20 protein-coding genes, 1 tRNA gene and 1 pseudogene are annotated in these 19,984 nt (G+C 60.4%); 3 read left to right on the plus strand and 19 right to left on the minus strand.

Annotated features, from left to right (window positions below; translation table 11 throughout):
- Positions 1 to 5: 5 nt before the first annotated feature.
- Positions 6 to 734 carry an RNA methyltransferase gene (locus DWB67_RS01845; RefSeq protein WP_119805790.1) on the minus strand — a complete coding sequence of 243 codons (729 nt, stop codon included), beginning with the start codon at positions 732 to 734 and terminating at the stop codon, positions 6 to 8.
- A gap of 69 nt (positions 735 to 803) precedes the next feature.
- Here DWB67_RS01845 and DWB67_RS01850 point away from each other — a divergent pair, with 69 nt between their 5' ends.
- Positions 804 to 1,406, plus strand: a complete 603-nt coding sequence (locus DWB67_RS01850) for a thiamine phosphate synthase (RefSeq protein WP_119805792.1) — start codon at positions 804 to 806, stop codon at positions 1,404 to 1,406.
- A 17-nt stretch (positions 1,407 to 1,423) separates the two neighbouring features.
- Here the strand turns inward: DWB67_RS01850 and DWB67_RS01855 are convergent, their stop codons facing one another.
- The 16 genes and pseudogenes from DWB67_RS01855 to DWB67_RS01930 all read right to left on the minus strand — a co-directional run bounded on the left by DWB67_RS01855 (position 1,424) and on the right by DWB67_RS01930 (position 16,094).
- Positions 1,424 to 3,052, minus strand: coding sequence for a Na/Pi cotransporter family protein (locus DWB67_RS01855; protein ID WP_119805794.1), 1,629 nt, complete (start codon positions 3,050 to 3,052; stop codon positions 1,424 to 1,426).
- A gap of 939 nt (positions 3,053 to 3,991) precedes the next feature.
- A pseudogene (locus DWB67_RS01860) lies at positions 3,992 to 5,156 on the minus strand (IS3 family transposase).
- Positions 5,157 to 5,474: 318 nt separating this feature from the next.
- Positions 5,475 to 5,550 (minus strand) — tRNA-Phe (locus DWB67_RS01865).
- Between the two features lie 83 nt (positions 5,551 to 5,633).
- Positions 5,634 to 5,798: a DNA gyrase inhibitor YacG gene (locus DWB67_RS01870; protein ID WP_119805796.1), complete on the minus strand. Its 165-nt coding sequence runs from the start codon at positions 5,796 to 5,798 to the stop codon at positions 5,634 to 5,636.
- Positions 5,798 to 6,853, minus strand: a complete 1,056-nt coding sequence (locus tag DWB67_RS01875) for a ribonuclease E/G (protein ID WP_119805798.1) — start codon at positions 6,851 to 6,853, stop codon at positions 5,798 to 5,800. Before DWB67_RS01875 ends, DWB67_RS01870 begins: the two co-directional genes overlap by 1 nt.
- Positions 6,850 to 7,452, minus strand: coding sequence for a nucleoside triphosphate pyrophosphatase (locus tag DWB67_RS01880; RefSeq protein ID WP_119805800.1), 603 nt, complete (start codon positions 7,450 to 7,452; stop codon positions 6,850 to 6,852). The genes DWB67_RS01875 and DWB67_RS01880 overlap by 4 nt, the downstream gene beginning before the upstream one ends.
- A 43-nt stretch (positions 7,453 to 7,495) precedes the next feature.
- Complete coding sequence (gene infA / locus DWB67_RS01885; RefSeq protein WP_010397442.1) at positions 7,496 to 7,714, minus strand: translation initiation factor IF-1; 219 nt, start codon at positions 7,712 to 7,714, stop codon at positions 7,496 to 7,498.
- A gap of 87 nt (positions 7,715 to 7,801) precedes the next feature.
- The gene (locus tag DWB67_RS01890; protein ID WP_119805801.1) at positions 7,802 to 8,902 is read right to left on the minus strand and encodes a FliM/FliN family flagellar motor switch protein; all 1,101 of its coding nucleotides are present in this window, start codon (positions 8,900 to 8,902) and stop codon (positions 7,802 to 7,804) included.
- Between the two features lie 58 nt (positions 8,903 to 8,960).
- Positions 8,961 to 11,606: a sensor histidine kinase gene (locus DWB67_RS01895; RefSeq protein WP_119805803.1), complete on the minus strand. Its 2,646-nt coding sequence runs from the start codon at positions 11,604 to 11,606 to the stop codon at positions 8,961 to 8,963.
- A complete protein-coding gene (locus tag DWB67_RS01900) occupies positions 11,596 to 11,880 on the minus strand; it encodes a hypothetical protein (protein WP_182911460.1) in 285 nt (94 codons plus the stop codon). Before DWB67_RS01900 ends, DWB67_RS01895 begins: the two co-directional genes overlap by 11 nt.
- A gap of 19 nt (positions 11,881 to 11,899) precedes the next feature.
- A complete protein-coding gene (locus DWB67_RS01905) occupies positions 11,900 to 12,259 on the minus strand; it encodes a response regulator transcription factor (protein ID WP_119805805.1) in 360 nt (119 codons plus the stop codon).
- Positions 12,260 to 12,323: 64 nt separating this feature from the next.
- Positions 12,324 to 13,625: a helix-turn-helix transcriptional regulator gene (locus DWB67_RS01910; RefSeq protein ID WP_119806150.1), complete on the minus strand. Its 1,302-nt coding sequence runs from the start codon at positions 13,623 to 13,625 to the stop codon at positions 12,324 to 12,326.
- Between the two features lie 30 nt (positions 13,626 to 13,655).
- On the minus strand, positions 13,656 to 14,498 hold the full coding sequence (locus tag DWB67_RS01915) for an ATP-binding protein (protein WP_119805807.1): 843 nt from the start codon (positions 14,496 to 14,498) through the stop codon (positions 13,656 to 13,658).
- The gene (gene tatC, locus DWB67_RS01920) at positions 14,495 to 15,373 is read right to left on the minus strand and encodes a twin-arginine translocase subunit TatC (RefSeq protein WP_255418505.1); all 879 of its coding nucleotides are present in this window, start codon (positions 15,371 to 15,373) and stop codon (positions 14,495 to 14,497) included. Before tatC ends, DWB67_RS01915 begins: the two co-directional genes overlap by 4 nt.
- 1 nt (position 15,374) lies before the next feature.
- Positions 15,375 to 15,815 (minus strand): Sec-independent protein translocase protein TatB, encoded by a 441-nt coding sequence (gene tatB, locus DWB67_RS01925; protein WP_119805808.1) that lies wholly within the window; start codon positions 15,813 to 15,815, stop codon positions 15,375 to 15,377.
- 21 nt (positions 15,816 to 15,836) lie between these two features.
- A complete protein-coding gene (locus tag DWB67_RS01930) occupies positions 15,837 to 16,094 on the minus strand; it encodes a twin-arginine translocase TatA/TatE family subunit (RefSeq protein ID WP_119806152.1) in 258 nt (85 codons plus the stop codon).
- Between the two features lie 146 nt (positions 16,095 to 16,240).
- On the opposite strand from DWB67_RS01930, the gene DWB67_RS01935 reads away from it, so the two are divergent.
- Complete coding sequence (locus DWB67_RS01935; protein ID WP_119805810.1) at positions 16,241 to 16,858, plus strand: MarC family protein; 618 nt, start codon at positions 16,241 to 16,243, stop codon at positions 16,856 to 16,858.
- Positions 16,858 to 17,430: a TIGR02281 family clan AA aspartic protease gene (locus DWB67_RS01940; RefSeq protein WP_119805811.1), complete on the plus strand. Its 573-nt coding sequence runs from the start codon at positions 16,858 to 16,860 to the stop codon at positions 17,428 to 17,430. The genes DWB67_RS01935 and DWB67_RS01940 overlap by 1 nt, the downstream gene beginning before the upstream one ends.
- Here the strand turns inward: DWB67_RS01940 and DWB67_RS01945 are convergent.
- Together DWB67_RS01945 and DWB67_RS01950 are read right to left on the minus strand one after the other, a co-directional pair.
- Positions 17,427 to 18,665, minus strand: a complete 1,239-nt coding sequence (locus DWB67_RS01945; protein ID WP_119805812.1) for a Zn-dependent hydrolase — start codon at positions 18,663 to 18,665, stop codon at positions 17,427 to 17,429. The genes DWB67_RS01940 and DWB67_RS01945 overlap by 4 nt on opposite strands.
- Positions 18,662 to 19,849 carry a hypothetical protein gene (locus DWB67_RS01950; protein ID WP_119805813.1) on the minus strand — a complete coding sequence of 396 codons (1,188 nt, stop codon included), beginning with the start codon at positions 19,847 to 19,849 and terminating at the stop codon, positions 18,662 to 18,664. The genes DWB67_RS01945 and DWB67_RS01950 overlap by 4 nt, the downstream gene beginning before the upstream one ends.
- Between the last annotated feature and the right edge of the window lie 135 nt (positions 19,850 to 19,984).

Below are 19,984 nucleotides of genomic sequence, written 5' to 3' on the forward strand. Positions count from 1 at the left end.
GGCGCCTATCGGCGGGTCAACTGGCGCAGAACGCCATGCAGGATCTTGACGTCACCGCGTGTCAAAGACAGCCGCGACCACATATTGCGCATGTTCATCCGCATGGATGCCGCCTTTTCTTCGGGAAAGAAAAAGCCGGTTTCGCCAAGCGCCTCGTCATAGCGGTCGCCCAGCCGTTCGATTTCCACGCGGTTGGCCACATCATGGCTTTCGGAATGCCGCGCGTGGGGGGCAGGTTCCGGCGGCAAGGTGTCGCGGCCGTATTCATAGCCTATCAGCAACACCGCCTGCGCCAGATTCAGCGACGGAAAATCGGGGTTGACCGGAACGGTGACGATGGCATTGGCCCGCGCGATATCCTCGTTTTCCAGACCCGCGCGTTCGGGGCCGAAAATAATGGCGCTGCGTCCGGCATGGCCACGGACTTTCTCCATCGCGGTGGCGGGGGTATAGACCGGCTTGGACAACTCGCGGCCCCGCGCGGTGGTGGCATAGGCGTAATCAATGCCCTCCATCGCTTCGGCCAGCGTCGGATAGACCTTGGCCTGATCCAGCACCTGACCCGCCGCCCCCGAGGCCATGGCAACAGCCTTGGGGTTCGGCCAGCCGTCGCGCGGTTCGACCAGCCGCATTTCGGTCAAACCGAAATTGAGCATGGCGCGCGCGGCTGCGCCTATATTTTCACCCATTTGCGGGCGCACAAGAATAATGACAGGATGACGTTCGATTTGCATGATCCCGCAAATAGTCCGTCTGGCGGTGCGCGGCAAGCTGCGCTATCTGCGACACAAAGGAGACACGCCATGACCGATGCCTCGCAATTGTATCTGATGACCCCTGCCGGCGCGCAGGCCCATGCCCTTGGCCCGATGCTGGCCGAAGTGATGGACCGCTTTTCCCCGTCCTGCCTTCGCATCCGCGGCGGCGCCGAGGAGGACGAGCTGGGCCGCCTTGCCGATATGGCCCGTGAAATCGCCCATGCCCGAGATGTTGCTGTTGTTATTGACGATCATGTCAAACTTGCGCAGCGCCACGGCCTTGACGGCGTGCATCTGAATGACGGCGCACGCAGCGTCCGTTATGCCCGCAAGGAATTGGGTGATGACGCCATTGTCGGCGCTTTCTGCGGCAGCTCGCGCCACGAAGGCATGAACGCAGCCGAAGCCGGTGCGGATTACGTGTCCTTTGGCCCGATCGGCGAATCGGCCCTGTACAAGAACGAGGTCGTCGACCTTGAATTGTTCCAGTGGTGGTCGGAAATGATCGAAGTGCCGGTCGTTGCCGAAGGTGCCATCACCCGCGAATTGATCACCCAGCTGTCACCCATCAGCGATTTCATCGCCCTCGGGCCGGAACTCTGGACGCAGGACGACCCCATCTCGACCCTGTCGCAGCTTTGGGGCTGATGACCTGACAGGGCTGCTTATCCGCCGCGCAGACGGCTTTCGATCAGCAGCCCTTCTTCATCCAGAATCGGATGCGCGACCGAAACGAAATGCGCATTGATGCGCTTCAGGTCGCGCAGGATGTCCAGATGGACCGACGAGGTTTCGCGCGTTTCTTCCAGCCCTTCACGCAGGCGGATCAGATGGCGTTGCGATGACTGGCGTTCCTGATTGCGGATTTCGACCTTCAGCTCCATCAGACGGCGCGCCAGATCGCGGTCGCGGGTCATAAAGACCGTCTGCGCCAGCTTCAGCACCTCGAATGTCTGAAGGAACATGGTGTCCAGTTCCTTATACCCTTCATCCGAGAAATGCAGTTGCAGCCCGATCTTCTTGCGGACCTGCACGGCAAGGCCACGGTCGATGATGTCGCCGACATGTTCCAGATTGATCACATAATCCAGAATGGTGATCGTGTGGCGGCGTTCGGTTTCGCTGGCCCCGCGCCCCAACCGCGACAGATAGGTTTTCACCTGCTGCTGGCGCAGATCGACCCGCTCTTCCAGCTTGGCAACCTCGGCCAATGGGGCGGCGTCGTTCTTACGAAAACCCACGCGCGTCTGTTCCAGCATCCGTTCGATCACGTCACCGATGGCCAGCGCCTGCCGGCTGGCCCCTGCCAATGCAAGGGGTGGCGTTTCCAAGGCGGTTTCATCCAGCCATTGCGGGGCGTTTTCGCCGGCTTCTTCCTGATCGGGGACCATATGACGCAAGATGCGCGTCAGAACCCGTGCCAAGGGCCAGACCAACATCGCCAGCACAAGATTGAAGGCCAGATGCGCCTGCACGGCCAGCCCGCTGGTCCAGATATCCTGCGCCGCCAGCGCCTGCCCTGCCAATCCCGCGAACGGCAAGGCCAGCAAAGCCCCCGCCGACCGCACGATCAGATTGCCCACTGTCAGACGGCGCGTCGCCGCCCGCGATGTCAGCGTGGCCAGCACAGGTGGCACAGCGCCACCGATATTCGCGCCCAGCACCATCACCACAGCCAGACCCGGTGGCAGATCCAGCGACAAAACCAGCAGCACCGCGGCCAAGGATGACGAACACAGCACCGCCAGCACAGCAGCAAACACCAGCGCAACGGGCCAGGCCTGATCCAGCAAACCGATAAAGCTGGCCATGGCGGGTGCTTCGCGCAAAGGATCCGTCGCAGCACCCAGCAGCGACAGCGACAGCAGCATTAGGCCGATACCTGTCAGCGCCTTGCCCGTCCCCACCCAGACCGTCGCCTGCCGACGTCCCAAGCCATAGCCCAGCAGCAACAGCAAAGGGCTGATCGCCTCGATCCCGGCCGAAACGATCACCGCCGTCAGGGCCGTTCCGACATTCGCCCCAAGCAGCACGATCTGCGCCATCCGGCCCCGAATCATCCCGCGATCAATGAACGAGGCCGTCAGCAGCGCCGTCGCGGTCGACGATTGCAGCCCCAGCGTTGCCACCAATCCCGAAAAGAAAGCCCGCAATCCCGTCTTTGTCCCCAAGCCGATTGCCGTTTTCAGCCGCAACCCGAAGGCTTTGGTCGCGCCGTCCTGAACCAGCTTCAATCCGAACAGCAATAAAGCAACCGCGCCGCCGATCTGGATAAACGCCAAGAGTGATGCCACCTAGAACCCTTTCGGCCATTTCCGCCAGACACATAGCGGCTTTCCAAACCGTTGCCAGTTTCATCCCCAAGGTCAAGGTTTTGCGCGCGCAGAATACCTTAGCGCCGGTTTTTCAGCATGATAAATGCGCGGCTTTTATGGCGGGGCAGACCATTTTGTAAAACCGACATATGCACCAGTCATGTCAGAACGGCGGATCCAGAATTTTTCTAATGATCAACTACGGTATATATGACCGCAAAACCCCTTGTTGGCCTTGCTGCGGCTCCGGTCTGGTTTTCTTTGAAGAGTATCTGCGATGAATGCAGATCGGGAATGGCACCGATATATCCAAAGCAGTTTCGTCGTGATGAGACGCACATTGCGACGACCAATGGACAGACACGACAACAAACGGCCCCCGACTGTGGATTCAGGCGTTCGACGCCGAACAGGTGAACCCGAAATATCCAGATGACGGACGGATGTCGGGATCGCGCAAGTGGTTAAAAAAGATCATTTCGGCAAAGAGATACGTTTGTGGCGCAAGGCAAGCGAGGTGTTGGAAAGTGAAACTTCTTGTAGGCCAAAGCCAAAGGGCATGGCGCCCATCGAAGCCCATTAAGAGAAATGATTAATAAAATCTTATGCCAGATTATGCGGATTACATCTCGCAGCTTTCTTGAATGAAGGGTTTGATCAGTACATTAACGGTAACCCGATGGCATAATCATCCTTCGCTCATATTCCTAAAAACCACCGCCCCGCCCGCAACGCTATAAAGGGCCGCGCATGAACAAAAGATAATAGTAGCAGGGACGTAAGGTCCGACACTAATACAGTAGCCACATGAAGCAAGAGAATGGCATAACGCTTATCGGGACCCGCAAATACAAGTTAACCACTCCATTGAACCTGTCGCTTTTATGTACCGCCCCAAGTGCTCTTTTTGGCACCTTTCTATTCGAAGGCGACCAAGCTTTTCCAACCCAATGCTGAATACCGGCGGCATGGATTATAAAAGCCGTTGATCTATTCAAAGATCACCATCTCGGCTTGCCGCCTAATTTCCCAAGACCGCTGCCATTTCAGCTCTGCCCTGATGGTCCTTAAGATGGAGCCTGTGAACGCCATTGGTTCGAGAGAACAGGCGACGCTCGACGGCGGCAGTGTCATAACAATTGCCCTTGCCGCTCATGGACGCTCTAAAACCATGCTGGCGCAGGATCTTCGGATCGTCATGCGAACAGTATTGGTTGCCGCGATCGCTGTCGAAGATGCAGCCCTTGGGTGGCACTTGGAGGGCAACGGCCATCTTTAAAGCCCGGATCGCCAGATCGCGCTTCATCCGGTTGCTGACGGCAGGGCCAATCACGTGCCCGGAGTGCAAATCAAGGATCATTGCCAGATACAGCCAACCCTCTCGGGTCCGGATGTAGCTGATGTCGCCCGCCCTTTTCCGGTTCGGCCCGGCTGCACCAAAATTGCGGTCCGGCAAGTTCGGGGCGATGTTGAACGTATGGTTGCTATCGGTCGGGGCTTTGAGCTTGCGCGTTCTTCAAGCGAAAATCCCGTTTTCGCGCATTAGGCGACCCGCATCGGCACCGACCTCCTTCAACCCTTCGGTCATCTATAGGCGACCATAGCTGACCAGGCTCAAACGCGACTGTTTCTTGATATGCGCCAGAGCAACCAAGCCCATGTGCTGCCTGCGGCTGGTGGTGCAGTTCCAAAAAGCCCGCAAGCCACGCGGGCTGACATTCATGAGCTGACACAACCGGTTAATCGGGCAGGCATGGCGCTGTTCTTCAACGAACCGAAACTTATTCACTCAGACCGATGGCGTTCATGCCCTCCATGGATCACGAAGAACCGTGTGGCTTTGTCTAAGGATGTCTCTCTCCTCTTTGACAATGCGGTTCTCGCCCCGAAGCTGTTCGTTCTTTCGCGCAACCTCATGATCTTCAGACGACACCAAATCCGTGTCGCGGTGCGTTACCACTTATCGGTTCAAGGTCGACAAGCCGACCCCAAGATCATCCGCGACCTAACGCCGCGAAAGCCCGCTTGTCAGCGCAATACGCACTGCATCCTTGCGGAATTTATACGTTCGCCCCGCGCCAATAGGTCGTCTCCTTTGCTGCACATCATGCTATCCAAGGAGCGGAACCAAACCGCAACAGGTGCAAATTTGTCAGAAGATCTCACGCTAAAAGGTCTATGGCATACCGTAACAACAGTTCTTTGCGTGTGCGGAGCAGATCTACGACAAATAGCCGACCTTCTCGGGACGCTCTACTTTTCCTCAAAGAACCGCGAAGCCATGGCAGTCTATGACAGTGAAATTGAACGGCGACCAAAACTGTCAAACCACAATTAAAAACTGTCAAACGTTTAAAGGAAAAACCTTTTTTCGAACAATCTTATTTTTTAATAATTTAAATGGTGCCCGGAGACGGATTCGAACCGCCGACACGCGGATTTTCAATCCGCTGCTCTACCAACTGAGCTATCCGGGCCCTTAGTGACGCGGGTTGCCGCGTCGGGTGAGGGGTATTTACGAGGGGTTGAGCGGACTGTCCAGACCCAAACGCATGTTTTTTCAATCAGAACCGTTTTCGTCCGAAGAAATATCGTCAAGCGGTGCGCCAGGGATCACATAGGACCCCCGCAACCACTTTGCCAGGTCAACATCGGCGCAGCGTTTCGAACAAAACGGGCGGTATTCCGGCACGCTTTCCTTGCCGCAGATCGGACAGGCCGCCATCAGGCCTCTCCGCTGGCGGTGGCCAGACGTGCCAATGGCACGCGGTCGCGTTTGCGGTTCAACTCGTAAAGGCCCATCGCGGTCCAGCCGACCAAAGTGGTTTCGGCACCTGCGTTACGGAAAGCCGCGCCCAGAACCTGATCCAGCGTCGCACGGTCGCGCTTGGGCATCGGTGCAAAATCGACAACAATCTGGCCACCAAGACCGCGCAGCGCCAATTGACGCGGCAGTTCGCGGGCCAGAGCGATATTGACCTTCAACCCCGCAGCAATAGAGGTGTCATTGCCGGTGTTCACATCGACAGCAACCAGCGCGCGGGTGGTTTCGATATAGGCATCGCCACCGCCGGGCAGCGCAATCTGCGCGGCCAGCAGCGAATCAACCGCCTCGAGGACGCCGCAGCGTTCGAAGCTGTCTTCGCCTTCCTCGATTGCGTCAGGAACCGGTTCGGCCCAATCCATCCACGCCTGTTCCCACGGTGTCGGGGCATCCAGCAGCAGTTCCGGCTTACCACTGGTTTCGGCGCAGACACCGTCGGCCAGTTCCACCAATTCGGCCAGTTCGTCGGTGATATCCTGATCATCCGCCCCTTCCGAGGCACTGCGAAGGATCAGGCCATAATCCCGTGGGCCAAGGGCTTCCTGACCCAATGCCTCCAGTTCATCACGGCGATCCTCGATCCGGATCTGGCGCGAGACGTTGACCCCCGGTTTGCCCGGCGTGACCAGCGCATGGCGGCCACGAAAAATAAGTCGGGTGGTCAGGGGAACGGCTTTGCCATCATCCGCGACGCCCGCGACCTGAACCAACAAGGGCTTACCCTCGGACACGCCCTTGCGGTCGCGCAGATAGCCGGTCTGGCCATCCGGCAGTCGCAGGAAAATACCGCCCTGCCCTTTCATGAAACGGTCCGCCTCGGCGCGGCAGATTGCACCGGGGGCCAACGACGAGACAGCATCGGTGGCGACCAGCAGATCGACCAGCTGACCATCCTCCATCAGGGCGGCGGCTTCCTGGCCGAAAAGATGACCCAAAACGACTTGGCGACCCTTCATGGGCGTGCTCCTTCAGGGGCGGAATGGATACCGATTGCGGCCAGCATGGCGGCGGTTTCGGAAAGGGGCAGACCGACAACAGCGGAAAACGACCCTTCGATCCACGGGATAAAGGCCGCAGCAGCCCCCTGGATCGCATAGGCGCCCGCCTTGCCCTGCCAGTCACCCATATCAAGATAATTTTCCAGCGCAGCGGCGTCGATTGACCGCATCCGCACCTTGGTTTCGACCACCCGCACAGACAAGCGGTCACCAAAGCGCAGCGCCATTGAGGTCAGCACGACATGGCGTCGCCCCGACATCAATCGCATGAATTCGGCGGCTTCGGCACGATCGGCGGGCTTGCCCAATATCCGCCGTCCGACCGCAACGGTCGTATCGGCGGTCAGGCAGGCTTCATCCTCCTCAAGAACAATCGCCTGCGCCTTTTCGACCGCCATACGGCGGACATAGGCGCGGGCAACTTCGTCCCTTTGCGGTGTTTCGTCGATGTCAGCGGGGCGAAGCGCATGCGGCGTGATGCCGATCTGCGCCAGCAATTCAAGCCGGCGCGGGCTTGCCGATCCCAGCACAAGCCGGGGTGGGCGCAGTTCGGCCATGATACGGCCTCCGTTGGTGGCGTCAGCCGTCCCGTGGGACAGCTTACTTGAAGCGGTAATTGATGCGCCCCTTGGTCAGGTCATAGGTGTTCATTTCCACCTGAACCTTGTCGCCGGCCAGAACGCGGATGCGGTTTTTACGCATCTTTCCTGCCATATGTGCGATAATCTCATGGCCGTTTTCAAGCTCGACCCGGAATGTCGCATTTGGCAGGAGTTCTTTCACGACGCCGGGGAATTCGAGCATTTCTTCCTTGGCCATGGTCACTCCATATTTGTCATCCCGCAAGATTCGGGACCGCTGTTAGATGCGTCCGCAACGCGCGGATTTCAAGGCAAAAGCGTCATATTAGCGGGTTGACCGAAGGATCGTTGCGTTTTGGGCCGGATCACGGGGTGTTATTTCGCCGGTTTGGGGTCGAAACGGGTCAGGTCTGGACAGATCGGCGGGCGGCGGCACTGATGCAGCCGGTGGTGTATCGGCCATTGGCGGGGCCGTCATGTCGCGCAGACGGATGGCATGACAGCCCTCGGCCTCGCCGAATTTTCCGGCGGCAAGGATCTGGCCATCGACCGTTTCCAGCCGCGCATCGGTCAGACAGGCTCGCGGCAGTTGCAGGATGCGCCCCGGTGCCAGCGCCCGCAGTTCTGCCAGTGAAACGCTGCGCCGGCACAGCACCCCGACGACATCCAGCGGCGCCTGCTGGACCGCCCCCCCAAGCGATGCGCGCGGCACAGCCGGCTTGACCGGCAGCGGCACCGCTGTGGCCTGCGGTTTGGCGGCGGCGACCGTTTGCGATTGTGGCAAGGCCAGCAGGACCCTGCCATCGCGCGTATCGGTCGTTCCCATCCGCAAATCAAAGCCAAGACTGCGCAGGGGCTTATCTTCAAGCATCAGCGCCAAAGGGCGGGGATCGTCCAGATGGGTCAGGAAACGATAACCGCCAATCCCCTGAAACCCGTCCAGCCCTTCTGTTTCCGCCGAAAGTTCTGTCAGCAGCAGATTGATAAAATCGGCGCAAAGCATTGCATCACTGCGGGTCGGTCTGCGACGTTCCAATATGCGACACGTGACGCGGCCAAGGGCCTGCACCTCGATCAGGCTGGCAACTGTTTGCGGACAAAGCGCGATCATCCCCAAATGATCCCCCGTCCCCTGCAGTACGACAACCAGCGGCAACTCCGGCAGCAATTCAGGCAGTTCGGCCAAGGTCATCACACCGGGCACGACATGGACCGGCTGGACCGCCAGATTATAAAGCCGGTCAGCCGCCCGCCCGATCGCCGTTGCCGCAGCCTTGGCCGGTGTCGTCGGAACAGGGGGCGGCAGGGTTGGTGCGCGACCTTGGTCTGCATCCGTGCGGGCCCGCAACATGCGGCGCAAGATGCCCCCTGTCTTGGTATCCGCCGCGATGGCCGTATCACCGCCGATGGCATCTGCAATGGTCATATCATGTCCGAATCAACCTGTCCCGCCCCCATATTCAGCAATCAGGGTTGAGAAACGGTTAACCGGTCCCGCCCGCGGGTTTCTGCGGCAGCACAATCCGGAACGCTGCCCCGCCCTGCCCCGGCAGATAACCGATATCACCGCCAAGCGTGACCATAATCTCTTTACAGATCGCCAGCCCCAGCCCTGCGCCACCTGCCCGCGCCGGGTCATTCAGGCGGGCGAATTTTTCAAAGATCAGCGATTGGCGGCCGCTGTCGATGCCGCTGCCATTGTCGATGATGTCGATGATGGCACCACCTGCCTGCGGGCGCTGGACGCGGATGATCAGCACCGGATGGACCGCATCGCAATATTTACGGGCATTGCTGATGACATTGATCAGCACCTGCAACAGCCGGTCGGGATCGGTGATCAGCCCCAGATGTTCCGACGGCAGATCGCGGTCGATCAGAAAACCGCGTTCCGCCCGCGTGGCCGAAGCTGCCTCAAGCGCGCGGGTGATCAGGTCATGCAGATTGACCACGGTGATATTCAGCTGCGCCTGCCCGCTTTCCAGCACCGACAGATCCAGCAGATCGTCCAGCAGACGGGTCAGACGGCCCGCCTCGTCATGAATGATGGCGGCAAAGCGCAGGCGGTCGGGGTCCGACACATCGGGGTCTTTCAAAATCTCGGAAAATGCGCGGACCGAGGTCATGGGCGTGCGCAGTTCATGGCTGATCTGGCCCAGAAACGCGTCTTTTTGCACCGACAATGTGGTCAGCTTTTCATTTGCCTGATGCAGCTGGCGGGCGGTGCGGGTCAGTTCAGCCTGCGCGGCCTCAAGCCGCTGGGTTTCTTCCTTGGCCCGCTGCGCCTCATCCGCGACCTGCAACAGGTCGGCGACCGTCAGCGCCACCCCGCCTGCCACTCGGTCGATCATCGCATGCGCCGTGGCTGATCCGATGGACCCCGCCAGCCGCCGTTCCAGCCCCGTCAGAAAATCCGGCGTCAGATCGGGCAGATACCCCGATTTGCCCTGCCGGCGTGCCTCGGTCTGGAAATAACGCAGGGCGGCCTCGGGGCCCCAGATACGACGCGCCATGGCCAGCAAGGGTTCGGCACGGTCATCCGCGCTGGCCGTGCGGCTGTGGCGCAAAGGTTCGATCGCCGACACGAAGGACAGGCCCTGAAAGCGTTCGACCGGATCGGGAAAACCGAAAATCGACACCCCGACAAAGACCAGCGTATTCAACGCCAAGGACAGCGCGACAGCCGCGGTCCATGCATCCATCCCCTGCGGCACCGGCAGATCCCCCCCGATCCCGACCGAGGGCAGAAACACCAGACCGATCCACAGCGTGAACCCCAGCCCGATCCCCGCATAGGCCCCCTTGCGGTTCGCCCCCCGCCACAGCAAACCGCCCAGCATCGCGGGCAGAACCTGCGCCATGCCGCTGAAGGCCACCAACCCCATCGCCGCCAGTGCCGCCGCCCCGCCCGAGGCCTGATGATAGACCCAGCCCGCCGCCACGATCGCCAGAATGGCAAAGCGCCGAGCGTTCAGCACAAAACCGCGCAGGTCGTCGGTATCCTCACCCACGGGGATGCGGCGCAGGGCCAGCCATGCGGGCACCAGCCAATGGTTCGACACCATCGTCGCCACCGCAATCGCGCAGACCACCACCATAGATGTCGCCGCCGAGAACCCGCCCAAAAACACCAGCAGCGCCAGCAGGTTCTGCCCCGAGGCTGCTGGCAGCGTCAGCACATAAAGATCGGGGTTGGCATCCGCAGGCAGCAATTCCCGCCCCATCACCGCGATGGGCAGCACGAAAAGCGACATTGCGAACAGATAGGCCGGAAAGGCCCAGCCCGCGACGTGCAGGCGGTCCTCATCCGCGGCCTCGACGACCAGCACCTGAAACATGCGGGGCAAGGTCAGGATGGCGGCGGCGGAAATCAGGATCAGCGCGGTCCAGCGGTCGGGCTTTAACAGCCAGCCTTCGGCGATGCGGGGGTCGGTGCTGGCGCGATTGATACGGGCCAGCATATCGACCGGCCCGTCGGCCAGCCCCCAGACAACAAATATCCCAAGGGCGATAAAGGCAGCCAGCTTGACGACAGCCTCGAACGCGATGGCAGTGACAACCCCGTGGTGGCGTTCATCGGCGGCCAGATTGCGGGTGCCGAACAGGATCGTAAAGGCGGCCAGTCCGATGGCGACCCACAGCGCGGTGCCACCAAGGGCATCCGCCGTGACGACACCGCGCGGGTCCATGGCGAAAACCTCGAACGACAGGCGGACCGATTGCAGTTGCAGCGCGATATAGGGCGTTGCGGCAATCACGGCGATCAGGGTCACCATCGCCGCCAGACGGTTCGATTTGCCGAACCGCGCCGAGATCAGATCTGCGACCGAGGTCACATGATGCATCCGCGCGACCCGCACCAGCCGCCGCAGCCCCCACCATGCACCGCAAAAGATGATCGTCGGACCCAGATAGATGGTTAGAAATTCCAACCCCGACCGCGAGGCATAGCCAACCGCGCCGTAAAACGTCCATGCCGAACAATAGACCGACAGCGACAGCGTATAGACCAGTGGATGGTCCAGCCAGCGCACATGCCCCCGCGCAGCCGCACGATCGGCAGCGTAGGCCACGGCAAACATCAGCGCGGCATAGGCCAGACAGCTGATGACAAGCGCGTTAAGGGGCATTATGCACCGTGATCTTTGCATGATCTTCGCTGGCACGGATGGTCGCAGTTTCGGCCCGTAACAAGGCGCGGTGCAGTGCGCGGACGGCCACGATCAGCCCCGCCCAAAGGGTAAAGACCCACACCGCCCCGCCCGCATAGCTGAGGCTGCGCGGCACCCACCAAACCGGCACCAGCATCAGCATCATCGCCAGCACGGGCAGAACCCGCGCCGCATCGCCCAGACGACGTCGGCGGAAAGATGCGCGTTCCAGAAACAGCGGACGGTCCGGCATCAGGACACCCTATCCGCAGTCATGACAGCATTTTGCGCACCATCGCGCGCAGGTCGTCATTGTCGAAAGGTTTGGACAGAACGGCATCGGCCTGACCGCCGGCATCCCCCACCTGCCCGCGGGCGGTCAGCATCAGCACCGGCATGGCCGCCAGTTCAGGGTCGGCATCCTGCCGCAATTCGGCCAGAATTTCAGCCCCCGAACGGTTGGGAAGCATCAGATCAAGGATCAGCAGACGCGGGCGCTGCGTGCGGATGATCTGGATTGCGCCATCCCCGTCGCCATGCAAATCGACCCGCCACCCCGCGCGGGTCAGGATAAAGCGCACCGCCTCGGCGATGTTCACCTCATCCTCGATCATCAGGATGTCCAATTGCATCCCCCCTCTCCACACCATTCCAACGCTTACAGAGGGCGATCATGGGCTGGATCACGACCCTGTGTCAAAGACTGCGATCAGTCGCCCCTGAAGGACCGGTCTGCGGCACAAGGATCGACGGTTCGCGCCGCGCCGGACATGCACCACGCGGACAGATGCGACAGGCCGGACCGATGGGCAAGGCGTCATCGGGGGCCGGACCCTCCAGCGGCATGAACAACATCTGCGCCGTCGTCAGCAGCGGTCCTGAAAGACCCAGCGGCTGGCTGCGGGTCGCATAGCTGAAGGTGCGGAAACCGCGACCGTCCGGTGTCGCAACAACCTGCGAAGTCGCCACCTGCGGCGTTGCAAGCGATTGATACAGTGGCAATAACGCGCAGCTGTCACCCGGACGCGGCAAGGGAAAACCGGGGGCGGCGCGGCGCAGGGTCAGCGCACCCGATCCGTCACAAACCAACAGGCCCGCCCCCTCGTATCCAGCAGGGCGCAGATCGGCCAGACGGCGCATCACCAGATCCAGCGGCGCGCCAAGCCGCGCGGCTAGCCGTAAGGGGTCGGTTTTGGCATCATTATGCACCAGCGCATCGATCAGGGTCTGATCCGGCAGCGCGATCTGGTCCTGATGCAGCCCGACCTCCAACTGCGTGGCCATTGACCGTGCCGCATCCGAAGCCAATTGCGGCGTATCGACGGCAGCGGGCGCACCGGCGGCCAGCCACGCCTCAACCTCTTCTTGGGGGGTGGCGGCGCTGCCCTCGGCCTCGAAGCTGTCCAGATAGGCGACCAATGCCTGTGCGGTCAATGACAGGCGCTGGCTGTCTTCGTGCAGGTTGGTGTGAAAACGGCGACGCCATTCATCGGAAATCTCACCCTCCTCGACCAGAATCGCGGCGGTGGATCGCACGGCGGTCACCGCCGACAACACCTCGTGCAGGGTGGTCAGCAGATAGGGATCCTGCGTCATCCGGTCGGACAAATCGACCAGCTGCTTTTCCAGCCCTCCCGCGCGGCGCGCATGCGCGATCAGCAGCTGGCCCCAACCGGGAAAACGGGCCAGAAATTCGGCAACCTGTTCCAGTTCGGGCGACAAGGTTGCCGCAACAGGATGGGCTGCCGCCTCGCGCAGGGCGGCGATGCGGACCTCTTCGCGGCCCTCGGCCAGTTCGTCGGCGGGAACCTCCAGCTCGGACGCAAGGCGGGCGATCAGTTCGGGGCTGACCGGACGGCGGTTGTGTTCGATCAGGTTCAGATAGGCGGGTGAAATTCCCACCGCCCGCGCGATGTCGGCCTGCCTGCGCGACATCGCCATCCGTCGTTCGCGGATGCGCGTGCCGGTCAATACATTGGGCGAATGGCGGTCGTTCATGCCCGTATCAGGGCGCACCATCCCGAAAGGTTACAGCGCGATGTCATGACGCCCCGCCAGATCGACAAAGAATTGCCACGCCACACGGCCCGACCGCGCCCCGCGGGTCGCCTGCCATTCGATGGCTTGGGCACGCAGGTCATCCGCGTCGATCTGCAGACCATAGAACGCGCAATATCCGGCGATCATCGCCAGATAATCGTCCTGATCACAGGGGTGGAAGCCCAGCCACAGTCCGAAACGGTCTGAAAGTGAAACCTTTTCCTCGACCGCTTCGCCCGGATGGATGGCGCTGGCACGTTCGTTGTCGATCATATCGCGCGGCATCAGATGACGCCGGTTCGAGGTGGCGTAAAGCAGCACATTCGCCGGACGGCCACTGATGCCGCCATCCAGAACCGCCTTCAGCGATTTATACTGCGTATCATCGTGGCTGAACGACAGATCATCGGCAAACAACAGGAAACGCCGGTCCTTGGCGCGCCCTAGAATGGTCAGCAAGCGCCCGACCGAAGACAGGTCGTCGCGGGCGATTTCAACCAAGGACAGCGGCAAGCCCTGCCCTACGCATTCAGCATGGACCGCCTTGACCAGAGACGATTTCCCCATGCCACGCGCCCCCCAAAGCAGCGCGTTATTGGCCGCAAAGCCGCGCGCGAATTGCAGGGTATTGGCCAGCAAAGTCGCCTTTGACCGTTCGATCCCGATCAGTTGCGTCAGATCGACACCGTCAACAGTTTCGACCGGCAGTAGGCGGTCGGGATCGGGATGCCAGACAAAGGCATTCGCCTTGGAAAAATCAGGCGAAGGAACGGGCGGCGGGGCCAGCCGTTCCAGCGCATCGGCAATCCGGTCCAAAGGGGGACGTGTCATGCGTCATCCTCGTCTTCATCAACCCACAGGCCTTGTGCGCGCAGCTCGGCCTCGCGCTTGCGTTCGATGCGGCGGACCAGATGGATCGAAATTTCAAACAGGCCATAGACCACAACGAACAGCACCACCTGTGAAATCACATCCGGCGGGGTCGCCACAGCGGCCAGCACCAGAATGGCCAGCACGGCATAGCGCCGCACCGACGCCAGACCTGCGGCCGACACCAGCCCTGCCCGCCCCATCAGGGTCAGCAGAACCGGCAACTGGAAGCTGAGACCGAAGGACAGGATGAATTTGGTCGTCAGCGACAGATATTCATCGACCGAGCCTTGGAACACGATGGCCGCCAACGCACTGTCGGACGGAATCGCGGGCGCCCCCGCTGCCACGTCATCTGGCAGGTTCAACGGCCCCTGCTGGAAGCCCAGAAAGAAGTCATAGGCCATCGGCAGGATGATGTAATAAGCGAAGGCCGCACCGATAAAGAACATCACCGGTGATGCGATCAGGAACGGCAGGAATGCCGCCTTTTCATTGCGATAAAGCCCCGGCGCCACAAAGCGCCACATCTGGTAGGCGATGATCGGGAAGGCCAGCACAAAGCCGCCCAACAGCGAAATACGCACGGCGACGAAGAAGCCTTCCTGCAGTTTCAACAGGATCAGGCCACATTCCTGATTGCGGCTTTCCAATGCGTGACAGATCGGCTGCGTCAGGAAATTATAGATCGGGTTCCAGACGGTATAGCACAGCACCATCGCGGTAATGAACGCGACCATGGACCAGATGATCCGGTTTCGCAGTTCAGCCAGATGTTCGATCAGCGGGGCCGAGCTTTCGTCCGGGTTCTCATCAGGATGGATGTTGCTGGCCAATTCAGTCGTCTTTCATATCAGAGCGACGCACCGCATGCAGCTGACGCTGCGGGCTATCGGCCACGGGCAGATCCTTGGCTGCTGCGGGTGCGGGTGTTTCCGCCACGGCAGGGGCCGCCGGATCCGGCAGCACGCTTTTTCTGGGTGCGGGACGCTTGGGGTCCCATTTTTCGAATTTTTCGGTCGCGCGTTCCAGCGCGTCCAGCCCCAGCGATTTTTTCGAGGCGATGTTCTTGACGTCACGCAGCGAATTCGCCGCCTCGTCCAGGCCAGAGCCTTTGGCCGCATCTTCCATAGCCGAGGTGAATTCCCGTGCCATGCCACGCGCACGGGACGTCAGGCGCCCCAGCGTATGGAACAGATGCGGCAGATCCTTGGGACCGACCACGATCAAGGCGACAACGCCGATCAACAGCAGTTCGGTCCAGCCAATGTCCAACATAAGGGACGCGCCTTTCCGGGCTTAGATACGGTCGTTCGTTTTCGAACCCGCGGCAGGGGTGGTATGCGGCGTCACATCGCGTGCGGTTTCGCCCGGCAGGTTGCGGGGTTCCTCAGCTGCGGTTTCGTTTTCATCCGCGCCTTCTTTCACGCCGCGTTTGAACGCGGTGATGCCTTTGCCCATTTCGCCCATCAGGGACGAAATCTTACCGCGTCCGAACAGGACCAGCACGACAACTGCGATCAGAAGAAGGCCGGGAAGGCCGATATTGTTCAGCATGACAAACTCCATTGCAGGGTGATCCTGACACCCGCACCCGATATTTAGGCCCATGAAACGGGAATGCAAAGCCCTTTCGGGGATCGTTGCAATACCGTTACCTATCGCGGTCTTGGCAGGGAACGAACGGCAGGCGATAAGGGCCTATGGACATGGCCACATATATCACCGCATTCGTCACGCTTTTCGTGATTATCGACCCGATCGGCCTTGCGCCGATTTTCATCGCATTGACGCTGGATATGGACGCTGCACAGCGCCGCCGTATCGGGTTTCGCGCGCTGTTCATTGCCGCGATCCTGCTGACGCTGTTCGGTCTGGCGGGGGATGCGATCCTGTCGGGGATCGGCATCTCGATTTCCGCGTTCCGGATCGCGGGCGGGATGCTGCTGTTTTTAACGGCACTGGACATGTTGTTCGAACGCCGCACCGAACGCCGCGAAGGCAAGGCCGAGGAAGACGAACCAAGCCATGATCCGTCGGTCTTTCCGCTGGCCATGCCGCTGCTGGCGGGTCCGGGGGCGCTGGCCTCCATGATCCTGCTGGTCGGGCAGGATGGCGGCGTGGGCCATATCGTGATGATCCATCTGGTCATGCTGTCGGTTCTGGCCATCGCTATGGTGCTGTTCATGTTGGCCACACCGCTGGCCCGCGGGCTGGGGCGCACCGGCACCATGGTTGTCACCCGTCTGCTGGGAATGTTGCTGGCCGCATTGTCGGTGCAATTTGTCATCGACGGGTTGCAAGGGTCGGGGCTGTTCTGATGCTGGAAGACGATGTCGCCAGACTTGTCTTCTATGTCGTTCTGCTGGTGGTGATCGGCGGCGCGATGCTGTTCGAACTGTCGGGACGTGGCGGACAAAAATTACGGCAGTTGCTGCTTTGGGTGGTGATCTTTGCAGGTGTGACCATGGGGGCCGATTGGTACATGGAACGGACCGCCCCGCGCCAGCAGGTCCTGAACAATGGCACCCGAATCGAGATTCCCTCGGGGCGCGACGGTCATTTCCACCTGACGGCACAACTGAACGGCATACCGGTCAGTTTCATTGTCGATACCGGCGCCACGCGTATCGCCCTCAGCCGGAATGACGCCACTGCCATCGGCCTGCATCTCGACAACCTGCGTTTTGACGGGATTGCCGTGACGGCCAATGGACGGGTCTCCACAGCCTCGGTCACGATCGACAGCTTTGCCATAGGCGATACTGCGGACCGAAATGTCACCGCCGTCGTCATCAACAGCGAACTGGAAGACTCACTGCTGGGCATGTCCTATCTGCGCCGCTTCACGCGGGTCAGCTTTGAAAACGATATGCTGGTGCTGGAACGTTAAGCCCCCGTCATGTCGCGGATGGTGGTAAAGATTACATCGATACCCCGCGCCAGCTGTGCGTAATCGGTCCATTCCTCGGGCGCGTGGGAAATTCCGTCGCGGCTGGGAACAAAAATCAGGCCTGTTGGCATCACCGCCGATATGATCATCGCATCATGCCCTGCGCCGCTGACCATGGTCCGGTACTTCAGCCCCAAGGCCCGCGCATTGGTGGTCAAACAACGATGCAGATCGGGCGACAGCATCGTGGGTTTGGCATAAAGCATTTCTTCGACATCGCCCGTCAGACCACCGGTGCAGGCGCTGCCGACAATATCGCGGACGCAGGAAATCATCCAATCGATATCCTTGGCCAAAGGCGCACGCAGATCGACGGTGAAATTGACCAGATCGGGAATGACATTCGCGCCGCCGGGCAGAACCTCCAGCTTGCCAACGGTCAGGACAGCCTCTTTGCTGGTCTGCACCGGCAGGCCCGACAGTTGTGACAGTATGGCAACGGCCCCCGTCAAGGCATCGCGGCGGGCGTGCATCGGCGTGGTTCCTGCATGGCCTGCGCGCCCCCAGATGGTGACCTTCAACTGTGCAATACCGACGATCCGGTCGACAATGGCAACATCCTGACAGGCATCCTCCAGCACGGGGCCCTGTTCAATGTGCAGTTCCAGAAAGCTGTGATAGGCATTGGGCGCCAGCACGGCCTGCACGGCTTTTTGCGGATCCAGACCGTAACCCTCCATCGCATCCGCCATCGAAACACCGTGATCATCGGTCAGTTCGACCAGATCCGCAGGCGCGACCCGTCCGGTCAGCATCCGCGATCCCAGCAGACCGCCGCCAAAACGGGCGCCCTCTTCCTCGATCATGGCGACGACCTCCAGCCCGCGTTCGGGTGTCAGTCGAAGATCGCGGAACAGATAGGCCGTTTCCAGACCTGCAATGATGCCCGCAGGCCCGTCAAAGCGTCCGCCATTTGGCACGGAATCCAGATGTGATCCGACCAGAACCGGCGCCAGATCCGGATTGCTGCCGGCCAGCCTGCCAAAGATATTGCCGATGGCATCCTGCCTGACCTCAAGTCCGGCGCGCAGCATATGGGTGATGATGAAATCACGCGCGGCGGCATATTCCGCGCTGTAGGTCAGGCGCGTCGTGCCGTTTTCGGGGGTGGCCGTAAACTGGTCCAGATCCTCGATCAGGTCCGCAACGCGGCGGGTGTCGGCATATCCGGTCATGCGATCAGCCCCACAAACAGCCCCGCAAGAACGACTGAAACCATGGTCACGGTCACAAAGCCCGCCACCAGCATCGGCGGCAGCAGATGGTCGGTCAGAAGGGCACGTTCATCCTCGTCATCGGACAGGGCGCGGATGACATCATTCGTGATGATATAATCGGCAGGAAACCCGTAAAGCGCTGTCAGTGAACAGGCAAAGGCCATAGCAGGCGACACACCCAGCAACCGCCCCGTCAGAAATGATGCCAGATACATCCCGATCAGACCGATCACGACGATGGTGACCAATGGAACAGCCAGTTGCGTCAGCATATCCGGCGTCGCGCGCTTCAGGCCGTCAAAGATAAAGACCATCAGGATCAGCACCGTCAGGCCAAAGCCATTGGCCTTTCGCAGCGGTTCGCGTTCCAGAAAACCAAGTGTCGTGGCGATGACGCCAAAGACCAGACACAGCACGAACGGGCTGATCGTTACAACGGGCGACAGCAGTTGTGCCGATCCCCATGCCGCAAAGGCCACGATGCCAAGGCGCATAAAGGCGAAATAGGGCGTCTGGTAGCCCGCAGGAAACGCTTTGAACAGACGCGGCCCACCCGCATCAACGACGGTTGTGTCAGCGCGCGTTACAGCCTGCCATTCCCCCTTGCGATGCGCGATAAGAACGCGGCGACCTTCACGCTTCAGCATGATGGCAGTCAGTGGATAACCAGCAAAGCCCTGCATGACATAGACAAGGATCGCCAGCACCGACAGCGCCTGCAATCCGGCATCGGTCGCCGCCTGCGACATGATCAATGAGGCGACAATTCCCCCCACCAAAGGCGGCGTGGCGATCACAATGGTCTGGTAATCCAGAACCAGCAGCCCCGCTGTGAACAGCAGGATGATGATCCCGACGATCCCCGACAGGGCGATGACAACCGTCCGCCATTGCCGCGTCAATTCGGCGAACGACAGCAAACTGCCCATATTCGTGATCAGCAGATACATTGCCAGATAGACGATCGGCGTCTGGAAGCCGGCAATTTCGACGATGTCCTGCGGGAAGAAAGTCCAATAGCCGAACAGGAACAGCAGCGCGCAGATAAACACCGATGGCAACCACGATCGCGTCCTGACCGAGACAATATCCCCGACCCAAAGAATGAACGCCAAAATCGAGAAAGCCAAAAGCTGCGGCATTGTCAGATTTCCTGTCAACTGATTACAAAATTTCCATGCATGACGGCGATGCATAATATATCACCGCAAATCACCCCTCTGGCGCGATATTTGATCCAGATGGTTTTATTTCGCAATGCGCAATTGATTATGATG

Origin of the sequence: Paracoccus sp. JM45 (genome assembly GCF_003590715.1) — a bacterium.
Taxonomy (GTDB): domain Bacteria; phylum Pseudomonadota; class Alphaproteobacteria; order Rhodobacterales; family Rhodobacteraceae; genus Paracoccus.

Excerpts from the sequence above, each read along its gene's own strand:
- DWB67_RS01905 (WP_119805805.1), bottom strand. The coding sequence starts at position 12,259 with ATGCAATTGGACATCCTGATGATCGAGGATGAGGTGAACATCGCCGAG.
- infA (WP_010397442.1), bottom strand. The coding sequence starts at position 7,714 with ATGGCCAAGGAAGAAATGCTCGAATTCCCCGGCGTCGTGAAAGAACTC.
- DWB67_RS01850 (WP_119805792.1), top strand. The coding sequence starts at position 804 with ATGACCGATGCCTCGCAATTGTATCTGATGACCCCTGCCGGCGCGCAG.
- DWB67_RS01910 (WP_119806150.1), bottom strand. The coding sequence starts at position 13,625 with ATGAACGACCGCCATTCGCCCAATGTATTGACCGGCACGCGCATCCGC.
- DWB67_RS01940 (WP_119805811.1), top strand. The coding sequence starts at position 16,858 with ATGCTGGAAGACGATGTCGCCAGACTTGTCTTCTATGTCGTTCTGCTG.
- DWB67_RS01845 (WP_119805790.1), bottom strand. The coding sequence starts at position 734 with ATGCAAATCGAACGTCATCCTGTCATTATTCTTGTGCGCCCGCAAATG.
- DWB67_RS01930 (WP_119806152.1), bottom strand. The coding sequence starts at position 16,094 with ATGCTGAACAATATCGGCCTTCCCGGCCTTCTTCTGATCGCAGTTGTC.
- DWB67_RS01915 (WP_119805807.1), bottom strand. The coding sequence starts at position 14,498 with ATGACACGTCCCCCTTTGGACCGGATTGCCGATGCGCTGGAACGGCTG.
- DWB67_RS01935 (WP_119805810.1), top strand. The coding sequence starts at position 16,241 with ATGGACATGGCCACATATATCACCGCATTCGTCACGCTTTTCGTGATT.
- DWB67_RS01870 (WP_119805796.1), bottom strand. The coding sequence starts at position 5,798 with ATGGCGGCCTGTCCGATCTGCGGCAAGGAAAGCGTGCCGGAATACCGC.
- DWB67_RS01900 (WP_182911460.1), bottom strand. The coding sequence starts at position 11,880 with ATGCCGGACCGTCCGCTGTTTCTGGAACGCGCATCTTTCCGCCGACGT.
- DWB67_RS01875 (WP_119805798.1), bottom strand. The coding sequence starts at position 6,853 with ATGAAGGGTCGCCAAGTCGTTTTGGGTCATCTTTTCGGCCAGGAAGCC.
- DWB67_RS01880 (WP_119805800.1), bottom strand. The coding sequence starts at position 7,452 with ATGGCCGAACTGCGCCCACCCCGGCTTGTGCTGGGATCGGCAAGCCCG.
- DWB67_RS01895 (WP_119805803.1), bottom strand. The coding sequence starts at position 11,606 with ATGCCCCTTAACGCGCTTGTCATCAGCTGTCTGGCCTATGCCGCGCTG.
- DWB67_RS01890 (WP_119805801.1), bottom strand. The coding sequence starts at position 8,902 with ATGACCATTGCAGATGCCATCGGCGGTGATACGGCCATCGCGGCGGAT.
- DWB67_RS01950 (WP_119805813.1), bottom strand. The coding sequence starts at position 19,849 with ATGCCGCAGCTTTTGGCTTTCTCGATTTTGGCGTTCATTCTTTGGGTC.
- tatB (WP_119805808.1), bottom strand. The coding sequence starts at position 15,815 with ATGTTGGACATTGGCTGGACCGAACTGCTGTTGATCGGCGTTGTCGCC.
- DWB67_RS01945 (WP_119805812.1), bottom strand. The coding sequence starts at position 18,665 with ATGACCGGATATGCCGACACCCGCCGCGTTGCGGACCTGATCGAGGAT.